The 18428-nt window shown below is 39.5% G+C and carries 16 protein-coding genes; 13 read left to right on the top strand and 3 right to left on the bottom strand.

Annotated elements, in window-relative coordinates:
• Positions 1 to 11 precede the first annotated feature (11 nt).
• The 12 genes from ACIQCO_RS23890 to ACIQCO_RS23835 all read left to right on the top strand — a co-directional run bounded on the left by ACIQCO_RS23890 (position 12) and on the right by ACIQCO_RS23835 (position 12808).
• Entirely contained in the window at positions 12 to 746 is a 735-nt protein-coding gene (locus tag ACIQCO_RS23890; RefSeq protein ID WP_400433705.1) for a sugar phosphate isomerase/epimerase family protein, read from the top strand.
• An 86-nt stretch (positions 747 to 832) separates the two neighbouring features.
• Positions 833 to 2116, top strand: a complete 1284-nt coding sequence (locus tag ACIQCO_RS23885) for a hypothetical protein (protein WP_400433702.1) — start codon at positions 833 to 835, stop codon at positions 2114 to 2116.
• Positions 2117 to 2200: 84 nt separating this feature from the next.
• Positions 2201 to 4333 (top strand): hydantoinase/oxoprolinase family protein, encoded by a 2133-nt coding sequence (locus ACIQCO_RS23880; protein WP_400433699.1) that lies wholly within the window; start codon positions 2201 to 2203, stop codon positions 4331 to 4333.
• On the top strand, positions 4330 to 4983 hold the full coding sequence (locus ACIQCO_RS23875; protein WP_400433697.1) for a hypothetical protein: 654 nt from the start codon (positions 4330 to 4332) through the stop codon (positions 4981 to 4983). Before ACIQCO_RS23880 ends, ACIQCO_RS23875 begins: the two co-directional genes overlap by 4 nt.
• 5 nt (positions 4984 to 4988) lie before the next feature.
• Entirely contained in the window at positions 4989 to 5927 is a 939-nt protein-coding gene (locus ACIQCO_RS23870) for a sugar kinase (RefSeq protein WP_400433694.1), read from the top strand.
• Between the two features lie 2 nt (positions 5928 to 5929).
• Positions 5930 to 6562 carry an orotidine 5'-phosphate decarboxylase / HUMPS family protein gene (locus ACIQCO_RS23865; RefSeq protein ID WP_400433691.1) on the top strand — a complete coding sequence of 211 codons (633 nt, stop codon included), beginning with the start codon at positions 5930 to 5932 and terminating at the stop codon, positions 6560 to 6562.
• Positions 6555 to 7088: a 6-phospho-3-hexuloisomerase gene (hxlB, locus tag ACIQCO_RS23860; RefSeq protein WP_400433688.1), complete on the top strand. Its 534-nt coding sequence runs from the start codon at positions 6555 to 6557 to the stop codon at positions 7086 to 7088. The genes ACIQCO_RS23865 and hxlB overlap by 8 nt, the downstream gene beginning before the upstream one ends.
• Positions 7089 to 7365: 277 nt before the next feature.
• Entirely contained in the window at positions 7366 to 8628 is a 1263-nt protein-coding gene (locus ACIQCO_RS23855) for a mechanosensitive ion channel family protein (RefSeq protein WP_400433686.1), read from the top strand.
• A 342-nt stretch (positions 8629 to 8970) separates the two neighbouring features.
• Positions 8971 to 10068 carry an ABC transporter substrate-binding protein gene (locus tag ACIQCO_RS23850; RefSeq protein WP_400433683.1) on the top strand — a complete coding sequence of 366 codons (1098 nt, stop codon included), beginning with the start codon at positions 8971 to 8973 and terminating at the stop codon, positions 10066 to 10068.
• Positions 10069 to 10190: 122 nt separating this feature from the next.
• Positions 10191 to 11027, top strand: a complete 837-nt coding sequence (locus ACIQCO_RS23845) for an ABC transporter permease (protein WP_400433754.1) — start codon at positions 10191 to 10193, stop codon at positions 11025 to 11027.
• The gene (locus ACIQCO_RS23840) at positions 11024 to 11803 is read left to right on the top strand and encodes an ABC transporter permease (RefSeq protein WP_400433681.1); all 780 of its coding nucleotides are present in this window, start codon (positions 11024 to 11026) and stop codon (positions 11801 to 11803) included. The genes ACIQCO_RS23845 and ACIQCO_RS23840 overlap by 4 nt, the downstream gene beginning before the upstream one ends.
• Positions 11804 to 12808 carry an ABC transporter ATP-binding protein gene (locus tag ACIQCO_RS23835; RefSeq protein ID WP_400433678.1) on the top strand — a complete coding sequence of 335 codons (1005 nt, stop codon included), beginning with the start codon at positions 11804 to 11806 and terminating at the stop codon, positions 12806 to 12808.
• Positions 12809 to 12928: 120 nt separating this feature from the next.
• Here ACIQCO_RS23835 and ACIQCO_RS23830 read toward each other — a convergent pair whose 3' ends face one another.
• The 3 genes from ACIQCO_RS23830 to ACIQCO_RS23820 form a co-directional block, all read right to left on the bottom strand.
• Positions 12929 to 14914: an alkaline phosphatase family protein gene (locus ACIQCO_RS23830; RefSeq protein WP_400433675.1), complete on the bottom strand. Its 1986-nt coding sequence runs from the start codon at positions 14912 to 14914 to the stop codon at positions 12929 to 12931.
• A 119-nt stretch (positions 14915 to 15033) separates the two neighbouring features.
• Complete coding sequence (locus ACIQCO_RS23825) at positions 15034 to 15789, bottom strand: TraR/DksA C4-type zinc finger protein (RefSeq protein ID WP_400433673.1); 756 nt, start codon at positions 15787 to 15789, stop codon at positions 15034 to 15036.
• A 111-nt stretch (positions 15790 to 15900) separates the two neighbouring features.
• The gene (locus ACIQCO_RS23820) at positions 15901 to 16695 is read right to left on the bottom strand and encodes an IclR family transcriptional regulator (protein ID WP_400433670.1); all 795 of its coding nucleotides are present in this window, start codon (positions 16693 to 16695) and stop codon (positions 15901 to 15903) included.
• 267 nt (positions 16696 to 16962) lie between these two features.
• Here ACIQCO_RS23820 and ACIQCO_RS23815 point away from each other — a divergent pair, with 267 nt between their 5' ends.
• Complete coding sequence (locus tag ACIQCO_RS23815; protein WP_400433667.1) at positions 16963 to 18426, top strand: aldehyde dehydrogenase; 1464 nt, start codon at positions 16963 to 16965, stop codon at positions 18424 to 18426.
• The last annotated feature ends 2 nt before the right edge of the window (positions 18427 to 18428 follow it).

Genomic DNA, 18428 nt, shown 5'->3' with positions numbered 1-18428 from the left:
AGTGGGGAAACTTGAAAAAGGATCAAATTGTCATTAATACACTTGTCTATCTTGACGATTTACAAGGTGGTGTACCTCAAAGTGAAATGGTCGACTGGGTTCATGAACTCGGATTAAAAAACATTGAAGTTAGAAGAGAGTTTATCAAAGACTGCCAAGAACTGCAGGATATTAAAAATAAATCAGAACAGTATGGAATGAACATCTTTTATTCTGTGCCAGATGTGCTCTATGAAAATCATCAACTAAAATATGAAACGCTTGAAATGTATTGTAAGGAAGCTTTCGACATGAATGGCCGCTACATAAAACTAAATATTGGCGAGTATGAGCAATTTATTGAATCAGATTTGCAAACGATTACTAGGTTGACAGAACAATACAAAGTCAAGATCACCGTTGAAAATGATCAAACTGAAAGCAATGGTAGATCTCAAAAAATCTTTGATTTCTTGACGGAGGTTAAACAACTGGGTGGCCCAATTACCTTTACTATTGATATTGGGAATTGGCTATTTCAAGGGGAAGACCCGGTTGAAAATGCTGAACTGCTTAGGTCCTTCGTTACTTATATACATATAAAGGATATAGGTAAAGATAAAAATACAAGACTATTGAATAACGGACTAGTTGATTGGAAAAAAATTATCGGGTTTCTGCCGAAGGATATACCGGCAGCCATAGAGTATCCGATTTCCACAAAAGAAGTACTAGTTTCCGAGATTCAAAAATTAGTAGAAATGTAGGAGGTGATTCCCCAAAAATAGTAACGATCAGGCCGCAAATAACATATAAGTATCCATTGATAAACAATTACTAGGAGGAATACACAATGTCGTTAACAATAGGTATCATTTTATTACTTACGTTTATCGGATTTATCGTTTATGCAGTTAAAGGCGGAAACCTAATGATCGGTTTCTTGGTTATGGCTGTTATCTGGTCAACGCTTGGAATGATTGGCGGAAAAATTACTTGGGATCAAGCGATGACGCAGATTTTCCAGGGCGGACCGGAAAGCTGGGGAGCGACGGCCGTTGTCGTTGTTTTTGGTAGCTGGTTTGGTCAAGTATTAGTAAAAACAGGTGTCGCTTCAAAGATTATCCGGATGACAGTTGAACTCGGCGGGGACAAGCCTCTCGTAACAACAGTACTATTATCAGTCGTTACAGGTTTAATTTTTACAAGTACATTTGGTGCTGGCGCAGTTGTAGCCATCGGGGTTATTGTTCTTCCGATTCTATTATCACTGGGTGTACCGAAATCTTTGGCTGTTTCTTCCTACATCATGTCAGTCGGTTCAGGTATGTATGTCAACATCGTGTTATTTAAGCAAATGCAGGCGATATTTGCAGGTTTTGAATACGATGCAAACTATTTAAAATTCGGTTTTACAGCGATGGCTGTTCAATTACTCATTGTCATTCTCATGTTGAGCATCAGACTTCGTAAATCAAAAGTTAGTCATGCGTGGGCTGCTACAGCTTCCACTAGTAATGTTCAAAACGTACCAGGAATTGCGCTAATCACTCCGTTATTGCCCGTTGTTCTTGCAATTGGATTTAACTGGCAGCCGATTCCAGCGTTCATAGTATCCGCTTTATTTGCGCTATTTATTACTGGAACAATTAAATCTTACAAAGATGCTGAAAAAGTTATTTCTAAAACCTTCTATGATGGTGTAGTGGACGTTGCCGGTTTACTTGGTTTCTTGTTCATTCTTCCAATGTTTAATAAAGTATCAGGTGCAGTCTCACCATTCTTTGAAAGTATTTTGGGCGGAATCATGCCAACCAGCACCTTAACTGTTGCCCTTTTATTCATGGTCATTGCACCGCTTGGTTTATTCCGTGGTCCATTAACCGTATTTGGCGCCGGTGCTGCAACAATCGGGATTTTAACAGGAGTAGCTGACTTTCCAATTGCATTCTTATTCCCATTAATGTATATCCCGACGATTTCAATGAATATTTCAGCTTGTCCTACTCAATCTTGGAACTTATGGTCCATTAACTATACAAAAACAGATACAAAAAGCTTCCTGCTTTCAGGTGCACCATGGGCATGGGGTGTGTGTATCGTAAATATTGCCGTTGCCTATTTGATGTTCGGTTAAGAAATGCCAAGAAATCGGTTGGTCCTATGGAAGGAGCAGCCGATTTCATTCAAATGATAACGAGTTGGAAATGGAGGAGTCATCATGGCTAAAAGAGCTATTCGCGTCGGTATAGATGTTGGGGGAACTCATACAAAAGCAGTCGCAATTAACAATGAAACACATGAAATCATCGGTAAAGGCTCCGTTTTTACCACCCACGATCATCCAAGCGGTGTGGCTGCAGGTGTTATCGAAGCATTTAAATTATGTTTAACAAAAAACAATATTAATCCTGAAGATGTAATTTTTATCGCACACAGTACGACGCAAGCAACAAACGCTCTTTTAGAGGGCGACGTTGCCGAGGTTGGGGTTATTGGGATCGGTAATGGCGGCTTTGGCGGCTGGCTTGCAAAAAAACAAACGAAAATTGATGATATTGATTTGGGTACGGGCCGAATCATTAAGACACATCATCGCTACATAAAACAAAAAGAGATAAACCAGGAAAGTATTAAAACAACAATCAAAGAATTAAAAGACGAAGGCGCAGGAGTGTTTGTCGCTTCCAAGGCATTCGGTGTGGATGATTTGACAGAGGAAAAAGAAATCCAAAAACTAGCTGATGAGCATGGCATTCCAGTATCGGTTGCATCTGAAATCAGTAAGCTGTACGGTCTGACTCGAAGAACAAGAACAGCAACCATTAATGCCAGCATTCTGCCAAAAATGCTTGAAACAGCAAACAGTACAGAAGGCAGTGTCCGTCAAGCCGGAATTCAGGTTCCATTAATGATCATGCGCGGTGATGGCGGGGTTATGGGAATCGAAGAAATGAGAAAACGTCCTGTCTTAACCATGCTGTCCGGTCCTGCCGCCAGTGTTGTTGGTGCATTGATGTATTTACGGGCATCAAACGGTATTTATTTCGAAGTAGGCGGAACGAGTACGAACATTGGCGTTATTAAAAACGGACGTCCGGCTGTTGATTACTCAATCGTCGGCGGACATCCAACATATATCAGCTCCTTGGACGTACGTGTATTGGGGGTAGCCGGAGGAAGTATGGTCCGGGCATCCAAAGATGGTATTGTTGACGTAGGACCAAGAAGTGCCCATATTGGTGGTATGCCTTATGCTGTCTTTACACCGATTGAAGAAATCGTCGACCCGCAAGTTGAGTTTTTCTCTCCTAAAGAGGGGGATCCGGCTGATTATGTTTATATTAAACTTAAAAATGGCAAGAAGATTACGATTACAAATAGCTGCGCAGCAAACGTATTAGGCTATGTAACGCCTGAACATTATTCATATGGAAACCCTGAGGCTGCCCGGAAAGCAATGGAGCCGCTCGCCCAATATATGAATAAGACGGTTGAAGAAGTGGCTGCAGAGATTTTGCAAAAGTCATATGAAAAAATTAAACCAGTCATCGAAGAATTCGCAGAAAAATATAAACTGGAAAAAGACCAAATTTCTCTCGTTGGCGTTGGAGGAGGCTGTGCATCGTTACTTCCATTTACCGCTAAAAATATGGAGTTGGAGTACAGCATTCCGGAAAATGCCGAGGTTATTTCCTCCATTGGTGTTGCCCTGGCGATGATTCGTGACGTGGTTGAACGGGTAATTCCATCACCGACGAAAAAGGATATTGCAGATATTAAGAAGGAAGCTGCAGGCATGGCCATCGCCAACGGAGCGGTGCCTGATTCTGTTGAGGTTCAAATCGAAATCGATTCACAAACGAATAAAGTTACAGCGATTGCCATGGGTTCTTCTGAAGTTCAAACGACGGATTTGTTAATGGCCTTAAGTGAAGAGGGTGCAAAAGAACTCGCTGCCAAATCAATGGGTGCTCCGATGGAGAAAACACAATTGCTAACGAAGAGCGATGTCATGTATGTCTTCTCCGCCGAGGGGAAGAAAGAAGGCGCTAAACAACTAAGAATCGTCGACAAAAAAGGTTTCATTAAGGTACAACGCGGAGACGCTGTCGCTGAAAAATGCACCGTAGCAGAAGCACAAGAAGTGATCAGCAAAATGTGGGAAACGTTAGCCATCTTCAAAAGTGATATTAAATTAAGTCCTGATATTTATCTATGTCTTGGAGGTAAAGTATTGGATTATGCAGGCATGCTGGATAAAGATCAGTTATTCATGGTCGTTGATACAGAATTATCAACCATGGAGCCAAATGAAGAAATCATTATTGTCGGAGCAAAAAATGATCTATGATCGCCGAAAAAGTTAACTTTTTAACAAACATAACGGATCAAGAGTGGGGTCGATATGCATTCAGCAGAGACCCTCTCAACCGTAAAGTGACTGATCCTGTAAAACAGGAGCTGATTGAAAAAGCAATTGAATGCGGCAATCACCAAGCTGTTCAACTAAGGCAAACATATCCCGTTCATTCCGTTAAAGAAATAGCAGCCAGGATGAACGCAAAAATAAATTATAAAGATTCATATAGCATAGAAAATTATATAATGTTTGCCGTGTTTAATAGTCCAAACAGCATAACGTTATTTAAAGATAATATTGAGCTTGTCAATAAATTTATCCAAGAACATCAGCTCGGGTTAATGCTCAATCATGTTGATGTGGAGGAGCTTTTAATAGCCCATGAATTGTTTCATTTTATAGAAGAGCATAATGCTGATATTTTTACAAAAAACACGAAAATACCCCTTTGGAATATCGGGAAATTTCAATATAAATCACGGCTGGTGGCACTTAGTGAGATTGCAGCGATGCAATTTGCAAAAGACTTGCTCGCGCTTGACTTTAACCCATTCGTTTTAGATGTTTTAATGTTATTTCCCCATGATGAAGGGAAAGCTAATCAGTTATTCAATGAAATTACTACTATCATAAGGAGGTAATCAGTATGAGTAAAATACTATTATTTGGTGAACCAATGGCCATGTTTACAGCAGAAACAGAGGGTCCGCTGGAAGAAGTCGAGTTATTCAGAAGATCACTGGCAGGTGCAGAGGTGAATGTCTGTACAGGGCTTTCACGGTTAGGACATCAAGTATCCTATGTAACGAAGCTGGGACAAGATCCAATGGCACATTATATTAAAAACTTTTTAAATCGGGAAGGAATCGGTACTGAATTCTTAACCTTTGACCCGATTTATAAAACAGCCACTCAATTAAAGAGCAAAGTTTCCGAAGGGGATCCGGTAGTTGCCTATTATCGCAAGGGGTCAGCTTTTTCACATATGAGTGCCGCTGATATTGATTTAATCGATTTTGATGGTGTTGATCTTGTGCATGTGACGGGGATCCCGCCGGCATTATCGTTAAGCTGCCGTGAAGCAACATACCGCTTAATGGATCGTGCAAGAGAGCGTGGCATCTATATTACCTTTGACCCTAATCTTCGCCCAACTTTATGGGAAAGCGAAGACGTAATGGTAAAAGTGATCAATGAACTGGCCGCTAAATCCGATTTGATTTTGCCTGGAGTATCCGAAGGATTGATTCTGGCCGGCACGGATGATCCTGAGAAAATTGCGGATTTTTATCAGAAACTGGGTGTCAAAGAAGTCATTATCAAGCTTGGAAGCAAAGGTGCTTACGTAAGAACTGAATCCGGTAGCTTTTATCAAGAAGGCTTTAAAGTGGAAAAAGTAATCGACACAGTTGGAGCCGGAGATGGCTTTGCAGTAGGTGTCGTTACCGGTAAGCTGGAGGGGCTGTCGATTCAGGAAACTATTACCAGGGCGAATGCGATTGGTGCGATTCAGGTCACATTTGTAAGCGATAATGAAGGTCTACCAACGAGAGAAGAATTAGACAAATTTATTGGGAGTCATTAAAAATGAAACTTCAATTAGCAGTGGATCGGGTATCGATTGAAAAAGCGATTGACATAATCCGTGAGACCGAAAATGATATTGATATAATTGAAATCGGCACTTCGCTGATCAAGGATTTTGGTCTCGAATCTGTAAAGCGAATCAGAAAAGAATTTCCGGACAAGATCATTTTGGCCGATATTAAAACAGTGGATGAAGCAGAATATGAATTCGAAGCAGTTTATCAGGCTGGTGCCGATATTGCCACTGTTCTTGGGGCTGCTTCCTTGGAAACAATCAGGATCTGTCAAAAGGTCGCCCAGAACTATCAGAAGGATTATATGATTGATTTGCTTGAGACGTCACCTGAAAAGCAAATAGAACTTAAACAATTTACAGACGGTATCCTTTGTGTTCATCTTCCGTCGGATAAAAGCACAGGTTTACTATCGTTAATAGAAAGTACGTTATCGCAGATTCATGATTTTCCAAGATTGTCTGTTGCTGGGGGAATCAATTCTCAAACTATTGCCGAAATCAAGAAAGCTAATTTTGAAATAGCGATTGTCGGTAGTGCCATAACGAAATCCGCTAATGTAAGAGAATCAGCAAAAATCTTTAAAACGATTGTGGATGGAGATGATGAACATGCTTGATGACATTTTAGAAGAAATAAATGAAGTCGTTTCAAAAGTTGATGAGCAATCAATAGCAGATGCTGCCGCGGCTATCGCAAGGGATAAGAGAATCTTTGTGGTTGGTGAAGGCCGTTCGGGGCTTATGGCGAAAGGATTTGCCATGAGGCTCATGCATTTAGGCTATGAGGTTTATGTAGTAGGTGAAACCATTACACCAGCAATTAAAGAAAATGATGTAGTAGTTGCGGTTTCTGGTTCAGGCAAAAGTGCGAATGTGGTTTCCGATGCCAAAAAAGCAAAAGAAAAAGGAGCAAGAGTTCTAGCGTTTACCAGTAATTTGGAATCTGATTTAGCAGGCAGTGCGGATTTGTCTGTATTGGTGCCTGGCACTGTAAGAGGAGACCAGGGCGGTAACAGAAAATCAATACAATTGTTAAGTTCTTTGTTCGATCAAAGTGTTCACATCGTTCTAGATGGTTTATGTTTATATTTGAGCAGACGTGATGGCGTATCTAATGAAACTGCCACAGGAAAGCATTGGTAAATAAAGAAGATACATGGAAAAGTAACTCTATTATGAAGTCAACCCCTGTCACGTTTAAAAGTGCAGGGGTTGCTTCGTCCAGCAACCATTCCCAAGGATCAGTCCCTCGGTGAACTAAAGCTTTTCCGTGCCGAGGGAACTGATCCCTTTTTCCCTTTTTCGAAATATGGTTATAAATGTAAAGAATAGAATAGGAAAAAGGCTCTATAGAATCTTCCCTACGGCTTTCTGTTATAATATATAAATATATTAAAATAACATTAAGGGAGAAGAATATATGAATTACATAAATAACCTGCTTTTACAATTTGAAATAAATCCTACCTTAGCTGGGTATCTTTCTATTATTATTATGGTTCTTTTTATAGCGATTATCTGCATTGTAGCCCATTTTATCACAAGAAAAGTAGTGATCAGAGTTATTACTCATATTGTGAAAAATAACAAATTTACGTGGGATAAGATGCTTTTGGAAAGAAGGGTCTTTCATAAGTTATCTCATTTTGTCCCTGCTATCATTATTTATTTTTTTGCACCAACCTTTCCAAGCTATCAGAATTTGATAGAAAAATGTGCAATTGCCTATTTAATCATTATGGGATTAATGGTGATGAACAGCGTTTTAAATGCGGTTAATGATATTTATCAAACCTATGAAGTTTCTAAAATTAGGCCAATAAAAGGATATATCCAGGTAGTTAACATTATTGTAGTAACGCTTGGTGTTATATTGGTGATCGCGAACCTAATTGGAAAGAGTCCACTTGTTTTTCTAAGCGGGATTGGTGCTCTCTCTGCCGTCCTGATGTTAGTTTTCAAAGATTCATTATTAGGGCTTGTTGCAGGGATTCAATTGGCTTCTAATGATATGGTTCGGGTTGGCGACTGGATTGAAATGCCGAAATACGGGGCAGATGGAGATATAATTGATATTTCTTTAAATACCGTAAAGGTACAAAATTGGGATAAAACGATTACAATGGTTCCAAGCTATGCGATGATATCTGATTCCTTTATAAATTGGAGAGGGATGCAAACCTCTGGAGGTCGACGGATCAAGCGATCATTATTTGTTGATACAAATAGTATTTCCTTTTGTACCGAGGAGATGATTAAGAAATTTACTACAATCGACTATCTCTCAGACTATATTATCGCTAGGGAACGTGAAATTGCTGAGTACAATGCGAAGAACGATATTAACCTGAGCAATCCAGTGAATGGAAGGGCTCTTACCAATATAGGTGTATTTAGGGCGTATATTAACAATTACATTCAACATCATCCGGGCATCAATCAAGAGATGACCTTATTGGTAAGACAGCTAGCCCCAACAGAACACGGGCTTCCAATAGAAATCTATGCATTTTCAAATGATATAAGATGGGCAGTATATGAATCGATTCAAGCGGATATCTTTGACCATCTTTTCGCCGTAGCACAGGAGTTCGGACTTCGCTTATTCCAGAATCCATCTGGTCATGATTTGAAAACGATCGTGGATGATTCAAAGAGGGTAGTAATGAAATATAGGGACTGACCCTCCGTAGTCTTAAAGTCATACTCCCGATGCGCTAACACTTAAGTGCGCAGTGGGTCTGACCCACTGGCGAGGGCGAGGTCAGCGCCGTTCAAGCAGCGGTTGATACAATAATAGATTGTTAATGTCAGGCACCTTCTAGGATTTTGGAAGGTGCCTTTTTATTTAGTTAAGGTATTGTGAATATATTGCAAATATTTAAAATATTAATTTATAAGTAAGTAGTTCCGGTATAACATAAAGTTACTATTTGGTTGGTATCGTTTTTAATGTATTTTACTGATATTTAGTTTACCAAACAAATAGAAACAAACATTTGAAAATGTGGGGGGGAAACTTTTTATGAAAAAAGGCTCATTATTGAAAATGGCCGCAGTTGGAATTTTATCAGTTTCATTGTTTGCAGGTTGTTCAAGCACTTCTAAAACCGATTCAAAAAATTTAGATACTAGTAACCTAACCCTTGAAGAAATCACGAAGAAAGCAAAGGAAGAAGGAAAACTAAATTCAGTCGGTATGCCTGATCAATGGGCAAACTGGAAACAAACGTGGGATGATTTAAAATCAAAATACACCATTGAACATATTGACACGGACATGTCAAGTGCTGAGGAATTGGCGAAATTTGAATCCGAAAAAGAAAATGCATCTGCTGATATCGGGGATGTCGGAATTAATTTCGGACCCCTTGCAAAAGAAAAAGGATTAACCCTCCCATATAAAACCTCCTATTGGGATGATGTGCCTGAGTGGGCAAAAGATGATGAGGGGCATTGGATGGTAGGATATACAGGTACAATTGCCTTTATTACAGATAAAACAAAAGTAAAGAATCCGCCAAAGTCATGGAAGGATTTAGAGAATGGTGATTTTAAAGTAACCGTTGGAGATGTCTTAAAGGCAAGCCAGGCCCAATTTGCCGTATTAGCAGCTGCTTTTGCTAAAGGAGGAGACGAGGCGAATATTCAGCCAGGGATTGATTTCTTTGAAAAGTTAGCGAAGGAAGGCCGTCTTGTTACAACTGACCCGAAAGTAACAACATTAGAAAAAGGGGAAGAAGATGTTTCCCTTGTTTGGGATTTCAATGGTTTAGGATATCGTGACAATATTGATGCAAATCGTTTTGATGTCACCATCCCTGAAGAAGCATCAGTCGTTTCTGGTTATGCATCGGTAATTAACAAATATGCTAAACATCCTTATGCAGCGATACTGGCAAGAGAATATATTTTCTCAGATGAAGGACAGGCAAACTTAGCCCGTGGCTATGCAAGACCTATTCGCGATAATGTAAAGCTGCCTGAAGATGCTAAAGCGAAGCTTCTGCCAAATGAACTATACAAAAATGTTAGACCGGTTAAAGATATGAAGGCTTGGGAAAAAACAATTCCAACATTGCTGGAATTATGGGAAAGCAAGGTATTAATAAATGTCAAATAAGCTGATTTTTTTAAATGGGGGCGCCTTCTATTTAAGAAGGCGTTTTTCAATAGTCGATTTTATTTTTGAAAAACACAAGCGTTTGCTTTATGCAACGAAAGGGGTTTTTGAAATTGAAACATATGAATGGAATGTTTCTCATTAGTATCATTCCGTTTTTCATTTTGGTTCTTTTGTTTTTATTTGTCCCGCTTTTTTTTATGCTTTATAGCAGTTTTCAAGGCGAGGGCGGATCAGGATTTACCTTCAAACAATATCTAGAAATATTTCAAAACACTTATTACCACCAGGCATTTAAAAATAGTATCATCATTAGCTTTTTCTCAAGTTTAATCGCTATAGTCCTTGCAGTGTTCGCAACTTACTCAATCACCCTATTTTCAAAAAAAATACAAGACCGAATCCTGGTATTTGCCAACCTAACTGCGAATTTTGCGGGAATTCCGTTAGCGTTTGCCTTTATTGTAATTTTAGGAAACAGCGGTTTGTTTACCTTATTATTTAAACATTTTGGCTGGGATTTACTGAATTCCTTTAATCTTTACTCCTGGTCGGGATTGGTCCTCATTTATATTTATTTCCAGCTTCCGCTTGCTGTCATGCTGATTTATCCGGTATATCAAGGGATTCAAGCACAATGGAAAGAGTCGGCAGCCCTTCTTGGAGCGTCACCATTACAATTTTGGCTAAGAATTGGCGGACCAATTATTTTGCCTAGTATCGCAGGGACCTTCAGTATTCTTTTTGCTAATGCAATGGGAGCTTATGCCTCAGCATTTGCTTTGACAGGAAGTACCTATAACCTCGTTACGATTCGGATTGGCGCTCTTACAACGGGAGATATTTTTGCAAGACCTGAGCTCGGAAGTGCAATCGCAACCCTATTAGGCTTAACCTTAGTTGTTGCATTACTAATAAATGAATGGTTGACCCGCAGGATTCGGAGGGATTTATCATGAAAAAACCATTCTATCATTATATTACGATTGGCATTGTTCTATTGTACTTACTGATTCCCTTACTAGGTACATCTCTATATTCTTTTGCTACCTCTTGGCATAAAACTATTTTACCGGAGGGCTTTACAATAAAATGGTATGTTGAATTATTTGGCGATCTTCGGTTCCTAAAATCTTTAGGCCGATCTCTGATTATGTCACTTGGTGCAACCATCTTAACACTAGTTATCATGGTCCCTGCTATTTTCTCCATTGTCTTATACGCACCGAAGTTAGAAAAAATGATTCAATCTCTGATCGTAATGACGTATGCAATGCCAGGAATCATTCTTGCCGTAGGATTAATCCGCGCCTATTCGACCAGTGGGATTTCGATGGTGTTTATTACCATCGGTGCTTACTTTGTCGGAATCCTGCCTTATATGTATCAGGGGACGCGTAACTCTTTGAGGAATATAAATGCAGAGTCCTTGATGGAGGCGGCAGAAATATTGGGAGCAAGCCGCTATACGGCCTTCCAAAAAGTGATTGTGCCAAATATTATGTCGGGAATTCTTGTTTCGTCATTACTCTCTTTCTCGATTTTATTCGGGGAGTTTGTACTTATTAATTTATTAGTCGGCGGCCATTTTGAAACAGTTCAAATCTATTTATTTCAAAAATTAAGCCAGAGCGGTCATATAGCAAGTGCTATTGTCGTTTGCTACTTTCTCCTAATTAGTATTCTATCAGTAATAATGATAAAAATGACACGTAAAAAAAAGGAGTCCGTATAAATGAGTTTTTTAACGATAGAGAAAATTAAAAAGTCCTTTGACAATGAAACAGTTTTGCACTCTTTAAATCTTTCGATAAAAGAAGGAGAATTTATTACATTGTTAGGTCCAAGCGGCTGCGGGAAAAGTACTCTGTTACGGACAATTGCAGGATTAATCCATCAGGATGAAGGTAAAATCCATATTGATGGAAAAGATGTGACTGAGGTAAAGCCAAAAGACCGCCAAGTGGGTATGGTGTTTCAATCGTATGCGCTATTTCCGAATATGACCGTTCAGGAAAATATCGAATTTGGTTTGAAAATGAAGAAGCTGGATAAGGAAACGGTTAAACAAAATGCCGCGAAGATTGTCGAACTGGTTGAATTAACAGGGAAAGAAAAATCGTATCCCCGTGAGCTGTCAGGCGGTCAGCAACAGCGAGTGGCATTAGCCCGTTCACTGGTAACACGGCCGAAAGTGTTATTACTCGATGAGCCGCTTAGTGCCTTGGATGCCCAAATTCGTAAAAACCTGCAAAAACAACTTCGCAATATCCAACAGGAACTGAATATGACAACGATTCTGGTTACACATGATCAAGAAGAAGCCATGGCGGTAAGTGACTATGTTTATATTATGAATAAGGGCCATATTGCTCAAAGCGGGACACCTCATGAAATTTATACCCGCCCTGTTAACGAATTTGTTGCACGGTTTATTGGCAACTATAATGTTTTAAGCCGGGAGGAAATATCGAATTTATTTAAAGGAGAGGAAAACTTTAAGAATAAGATGTATGCCATTAGACCAGAAGCCTTTAGTGAGGCTCCTATTCTAGACGGCTATGAAATAACAGGGAAAATACAAAAAACGTCCATGCTCGGCAATATCACTCGTTTTGAATTAGAGGCCGATAATGTTTGTTTTATCGCAGATCGGTTACACAAAATAGATGAAGATGCTCAAAGACAAGAGACTAAAACATTTTATCTTAACCGCAACGACGTGATTCCACTATCATGAATGTACTGTTAAACGGGCGGCAGCAGTACATTTTAGAGCAATTAGAAAGAGAGAAAAAGGATAGTTTAAATGGCACCATCCAGAATTATGGAGGGTGCTTTTTTATCGTTTTATCAGGGATTATGAATGTTCGGATGACTTATCATTTTTATAAATCCCCTTAATCTTTTTACCTTCTACAAATGATGGTGTTTCTAACTCTAGTAAATCGTAAATAGTAGGAGCAATATCTAAATTTGACATTGCATTTATTTGTTTACCTTTGCGAAAGTCAGGCCCAACTGCCATAAAAACAGGTCTAAGCATGCTTCTGGCTGGATCTCCTCCATGTGTTCCCAATTCAATTGGAGGTGTTACATTTTTTGAAGTACCGCTGCCTATCACATAGCCGGGGGCCCCTATCAACACAACATCTCCTGAATTTGGATGCTCCAAAAGTGATTTATTATCATCCGTGCTTTTCATTACTTGTTCATAAGGATGAACTTTTCTTTCAAAAAGATATTTCCAAGTATCTTTGAGATTCTCTTGAACATCATGAAATGAGGCAGTATCGCTCTTAAAAGCTGACATCATTTCTTTCACATTATGTTGAACGATTGAACCCTTTCTTTTTTTTACCTCTAACCCTTTAAAAAGTTGAATAATCTGGTTACGAACCTTGTCGTACTCCTCTGGAGGGACAATGCCATCTTTTTCCCGCTTCTTCAAGTTAATGTATACATGTGCTGTGGACCCGCTTGGAATGGCATATGCTATTGATTCTTTATAGTTGATTTTATTAGTCTTATCAACTTTTAGTAACCCGGCATCTTTTAATACTTTGTTAGGTGATAGAGTGGAATGAGCTGGTTCCATTCCATGATCTGAGACGACAAACAATGCATCCTTCTTATTTAGGGAATTCAAGGTTTTACCGACAACCTTATCCGCTAACTTATAGGACCATTCGATATAAGACATATATTTTTTTGACTTCTCAGTTGAGTATCCTGGCTGCCTAGGATCTATTAATAAATACTTATGCTGTTCATGATCAATTTGCGGGGCATAAAACATCAGTAAATCAGGATTATATTTCTGTTTAATATAGAGGGAAACATTTGTGACCCACATGACAAATCGGGAACTGATATCCTGATATTCCTTTCTAGAAATCCATCCTTTTTCAAGGGCCATATCATCATCCTGAACCGGAAAAAAACCAAACTGTTTCTGAATATCATCTGAAAATCCTTTAGGACCACTAATTAAGCCGGAAGTAACTGCTGTCCGGTACATCTGAATAGGACTGTTTAGATCGTAGTTATCTGTTTTCATTTTGAACCAAAAACCAGCTAGTTGATTTTTTGTATGTAAAGGAAGAGATCCCCATTGCTTTCCTTTTATGAGGGAGTCATCTTGATCTGCCTTTTTGTCTTCAGATAACAAAAAAGTGTCATAATTTTGCTTTTGATCATCGGTAGTGTCGATAGCCAAGATGTGAATGAGATGATTGACCTCGTTTTTCATGTTGATGGTGAATTCTGCTTCTTTTAAAGGACTGAAGCTTTTAGGAGGATTAATCCACTCGGTAGTATTTTTGAAGGTTAACGACTCCAAAGAGCTTGGAGACCATGTTTTCCCATAATAAATAGAATAATCACCTTGTTTACCATTCTTAGGATTAGCTCCTGGAAAAGCAATGGTAGCGGTTGTTTTCCCTTGTTTTCTAGCCTCTACCCACAATGGAGGTACCTGAATTTCCGCTTGGAAACCATCGTCTTTATTTTCTAAGGATTTATTCAGTTCATGCCATTGATTACTTACAATCCCTGTCAGGTGAGGTGTCGCTCCTGTAGCGATTGCAGCGTGGGAAGGGGCTGTAAGCGAAGGAGTAATGGTTCTGGGATGCTTTGCCCATACTCCATTTTCACGTAGCTGTTTGATATTAGGCAGTTTATTTTCATTGATATATGTATTTGTGTAGTCATTTTTCATGCCGTCAAAAGAGAGGAGTATGACCTTTCTGTCGACTTCTTGATTATGTTTGGCTTCTACTGTATGAATCTGTGGAAGAAAACACAGGTTTAGAACGAGTAGGCCAGCTATTAAAGGTTTTCTCATTTTCTTATCCTTTCTGATCTTTATGGCTAATCAAACGGTGTATGAGATAAGCAGAGGTCAGAGCCCCCGGTAGTTTTACTTCTTAGGGATTCTGACCTGCCTATTAAAATCTTTCAGTATCAGTTGTTCTTATCTTCTAGATAGCTGTCACCTTTTTTGTATGGTATATCTCCAATTTTGGAGTCAATCCCTTTCCTATCCAGCAGTTCCTGGTATTCTTCCAACTTTCTGGAAGGAAGCACGTTTTTTTGCTTACCTGTGATGTCAGTGGCGGAATAGGTTTCGTAATCCTCTGTATACGATTCTTCGTTTTTCCCTTTATTATATAGTTCATTAAAGCTATCATAATCCCCAACCAAGTCGGAAGGAGTTTCCGAGGTTCCAAACCTGGCTACTTCCTCAAAGCTATCTTCAGTATCGACAATCCCATCTCTCGAATTATGCCTAAAGGAATTTACTTCGGCTGGCTCTAAGAGGTCTTCCTCAACCGGGCGATCATCTCCGCCTGCTGTTTCCGGGGAGTGATCTACACAATATAAGGCTGTTGGAAGAGCCTCCAGGCGCTCAAAAGGAATTTCTTCTGCGCAAACCTGGCATTTTCCATAGTCTCCGTTTTCAATGGCCCCCAGGGCCGTATTTATTTTTTCAAGCTCTTGAACACGGTGTTCTTCTAATGCAACTTCCCGTTGACGGTCGACTAATTCTGAAGCCAGGTCAGCAGGATGATTGTCATAAGCCGATAATTCATCGACTGTTTCACGCAAGCTTTCACCCATATTATTGTATTTCTTATTAAAATTCATCTGGCGTTTAATCTCCTGTTTTTCCTTTTCAAGCTTTTTGTTTAATGTATCAAGTTGGTTTGAAGACAGCATGATGATTCACATCCTATTCATAATTCTATTAATCTCTCTGAAAGTATTACCCTTTCTGTAATTAATAAAAACCTGAGATAGAATAGTAAGTACTCTCTCCTGTTTTTAGATTTATTTCCTTCTAAAATATCTATCATCATACCCTAAGCGTTCGGAGGCCTCTTTCGCAGCCTCTTTGACCACACGGATAATTTGGTTCATACGCCCTGACATCATCCCTTTACCGTGCCCCACCACCGTAATCGCCGCAACAACCTTTCCTGTATAATCGCGAATTGGAGCAGCAATAGAAGCAATATCATCACTAAATTCAGCATAACTCAGGGCATAGTCATCTTCCCTTATACGCTTTAATACATTTTTTAATTGATATGGGTCGGTAATCGTGCGGGATGCATAGCTAGATAATCCATTTTCTATATAGGCATCAATAAACTCCTCACTTGAAAAGGCAAGCAGAACTTTACCAGAGCTTACAGCATGGGTAGGATTCCGTTTTCCCAAGTAGGTTTTCATTTTTGCCTGGTGTACGCCTTCCTCCTTATCAATATAAACCGTGTCGAAGCCATCTAAAATCGCAATATGAGCAGTTTCCTTTGTTGTTGCTACGACATTGGCCAATACGGGTGCGGCTTCTTTATGAATTTCTAAGTGATGGGTTAAAACTCCGCTTAATGCAAGCACACCAAGACCAAGGCGGTACTCTTGTGTTTCAGGGTCTTTTTCCAAGAAACCCTCTGAGGCAAGTGTACTAACCAATCGACTTACGGTACTCTTTGCCAAGCCTAATTCCTTTGCTAAATCGGTCACTCTTCGGCTTGGCTGACTTATACTAAATGATTTCATAATATGGATGGAATTTCTCACAGAGGCGAGTCCGCTATTTCTATCTATATTCGTTGTCATGGCCACACCCCCTACTTTAAAAATTTTTATCCTATAGGCAAATAAACAGCCCCAGCTTCTTATTGTTATTATACCTAACAAATAATTTTAGTTAAAAAAATATTCTAAAAATTTTTCAACTGTTCCACATAGAGGAACAATTCGGTATTTTTAGTATTTACTTACTAGTACTATGAAAGCGTAAACAACAGAGTGAACATAAATTACACACTCTTCTTAGAATAACTTTTTAGCATTTTAATAAAAAACTAACAAGGAGGTAGTAATATGATTGCTACAGAAAAGAAGACCATGCAAGGAATAGATTGTCAGCATTGGATCAACGGAAAATATGTCCCAACAAAAAACGGAAAGACATTTGATAACATCAACCCTGCTACAGAAGAAGTGATTGGGACTGTTGCATTAGGCGGCGCAGAAGAAGTAAATGAGGCAGTAGCTGTTGCGAAAATGGCACTAAAAGGTGAATGGGGATCCATGCCTCTAAGAAAACGCTCCGCCATTCTTCGTAAGGTTGGAGATCTTATTTTAGAACGGAAAGATGAATTAGCCATGTTAGAAACATTGGATACAGGCAAGCCATTATGGATGTCGAAAACCATTGATATCGAACGTGCTGCATTTAACTTCCACTTCTTTGCGGATTATATGATTAGCGCACAAGATGAAGCATTCCATCAAGATGATATAGCGATTCACTACACAAAGAGAAAACCTTTAGGGGTGGTTGGCTTAATCAATCCTTGGAATCTGCCGCTGCTTCTCATGACTTGGAAGTTAGCACCAGCATTAGCAGCTGGAAACACTGTTGTCATGAAGCCATCAGAAGTGACACCAATGACTGCAACCGTTCTTGCTGAAATTACAAAAGAAGCTGGCGTCCCAGATGGTGTAGTTAACCTTGTCAATGGTTTCGGTGAAGCAGGAGCAGCATTATCCAGCAACCCTGATGTTTCAGGGATTGCCTTCACAGGTGAGACACTAACAGGTTCAGCTATTATGAAAGCAAGTGCACCCACTTTGAAAAAATTATCCTTCGAATTAGGCGGTAAAAATCCAAACGTCATTTTTGCCGATGCAGATTTAGAAGATGCCGTGACAACTACCGTTCGTTCAAGCTTCCAAAACCAAGGTGAGGTTTGTCTATGCGGCTCACGTATCTATGTTGAACGCTCAATCTATGAAGAATTCGTTGCAAAATTAGTTGCAAAAACTAAAGAATTAAAGGTTGGCGATCCATTAGATGACAGCTCCAACATGGGTTCAGTTGTCAGTGAAGAACATTACAACAAAGTATTAAGTTACCTGGAACTGGCGAAAGAAGAAGGCGGCAAATTTGAAATTGGCGGTAGTAAGGTTGAAGGGATCGAGAAAGGATTCTTCATCGAGCCGACCATTATTACAGGCTTGGGAGATAATGCCCGCTGTGTCCGTGAAGAAATCTTTGGCCCGGTTGTTACTATCCAGCCATTTGATACAGAAGAAGAAGTATTAGAAAAGGTAAATGATACCACCTACGGATTATCTGCTACTGTTTGGACAACTAACTTGAAAAAGGCACATACTTTTGCCGGGAAAATCGAAGCAGGTATTGTCTGGATCAATACATGGTTCCTTCGTGACTTACGTACCCCATTTGGCGGTATGAAGCATTCTGGTATCGGCCGTGAAGGCGGTCATAATAGTTTCGAATTCTACACAGAAACAACCAATATCACCGTTAAGCTATAGGA

Source organism: Neobacillus sp. NPDC093127 (assembly GCF_044754175.1).
Classification (GTDB): Bacteria; Bacillota; Bacilli; order Bacillales; family Cytobacillaceae; genus Neobacillus.
The sequence above is the reverse complement of the archived record's forward strand: the minus strand, read 5'-3'. Positions and strand labels throughout refer to the sequence as shown.

Bases quoted from the DNA above. Each gene is read 5' to 3' on its own strand.
- ACIQCO_RS23835 (WP_400433678.1), top strand. From the start codon at position 11,804: ATGAGTTTTTTAACGATAGAGAAAATTAAAAAGTCCTTTGACAATGAA.
- hxlB (WP_400433688.1), top strand. From the start codon at position 6,555: ATGCTTGATGACATTTTAGAAGAAATAAATGAAGTCGTTTCAAAAGTT.
- ACIQCO_RS23840 (WP_400433681.1), top strand. From the start codon at position 11,024: ATGAAAAAACCATTCTATCATTATATTACGATTGGCATTGTTCTATTG.
- ACIQCO_RS23865 (WP_400433691.1), top strand. From the start codon at position 5,930: ATGAAACTTCAATTAGCAGTGGATCGGGTATCGATTGAAAAAGCGATT.
- ACIQCO_RS23820 (WP_400433670.1), bottom strand. From the start codon at position 16,695: ATGACAACGAATATAGATAGAAATAGCGGACTCGCCTCTGTGAGAAAT.
- ACIQCO_RS23880 (WP_400433699.1), top strand. From the start codon at position 2,201: ATGGCTAAAAGAGCTATTCGCGTCGGTATAGATGTTGGGGGAACTCAT.
- ACIQCO_RS23870 (WP_400433694.1), top strand. From the start codon at position 4,989: ATGAGTAAAATACTATTATTTGGTGAACCAATGGCCATGTTTACAGCA.
- ACIQCO_RS23855 (WP_400433686.1), top strand. From the start codon at position 7,366: ATGAATTACATAAATAACCTGCTTTTACAATTTGAAATAAATCCTACC.
- ACIQCO_RS23830 (WP_400433675.1), bottom strand. From the start codon at position 14,914: ATGAGAAAACCTTTAATAGCTGGCCTACTCGTTCTAAACCTGTGTTTT.
- ACIQCO_RS23875 (WP_400433697.1), top strand. From the start codon at position 4,330: ATGATCGCCGAAAAAGTTAACTTTTTAACAAACATAACGGATCAAGAG.
- ACIQCO_RS23885 (WP_400433702.1), top strand. From the start codon at position 833: ATGTCGTTAACAATAGGTATCATTTTATTACTTACGTTTATCGGATTT.
- ACIQCO_RS23845 (WP_400433754.1), top strand. From the start codon at position 10,191: ATGAATGGAATGTTTCTCATTAGTATCATTCCGTTTTTCATTTTGGTT.
- ACIQCO_RS23825 (WP_400433673.1), bottom strand. From the start codon at position 15,789: ATGCTGTCTTCAAACCAACTTGATACATTAAACAAAAAGCTTGAAAAG.
- ACIQCO_RS23850 (WP_400433683.1), top strand. From the start codon at position 8,971: ATGAAAAAAGGCTCATTATTGAAAATGGCCGCAGTTGGAATTTTATCA.
- ACIQCO_RS23815 (WP_400433667.1), top strand. From the start codon at position 16,963: ATGATTGCTACAGAAAAGAAGACCATGCAAGGAATAGATTGTCAGCAT.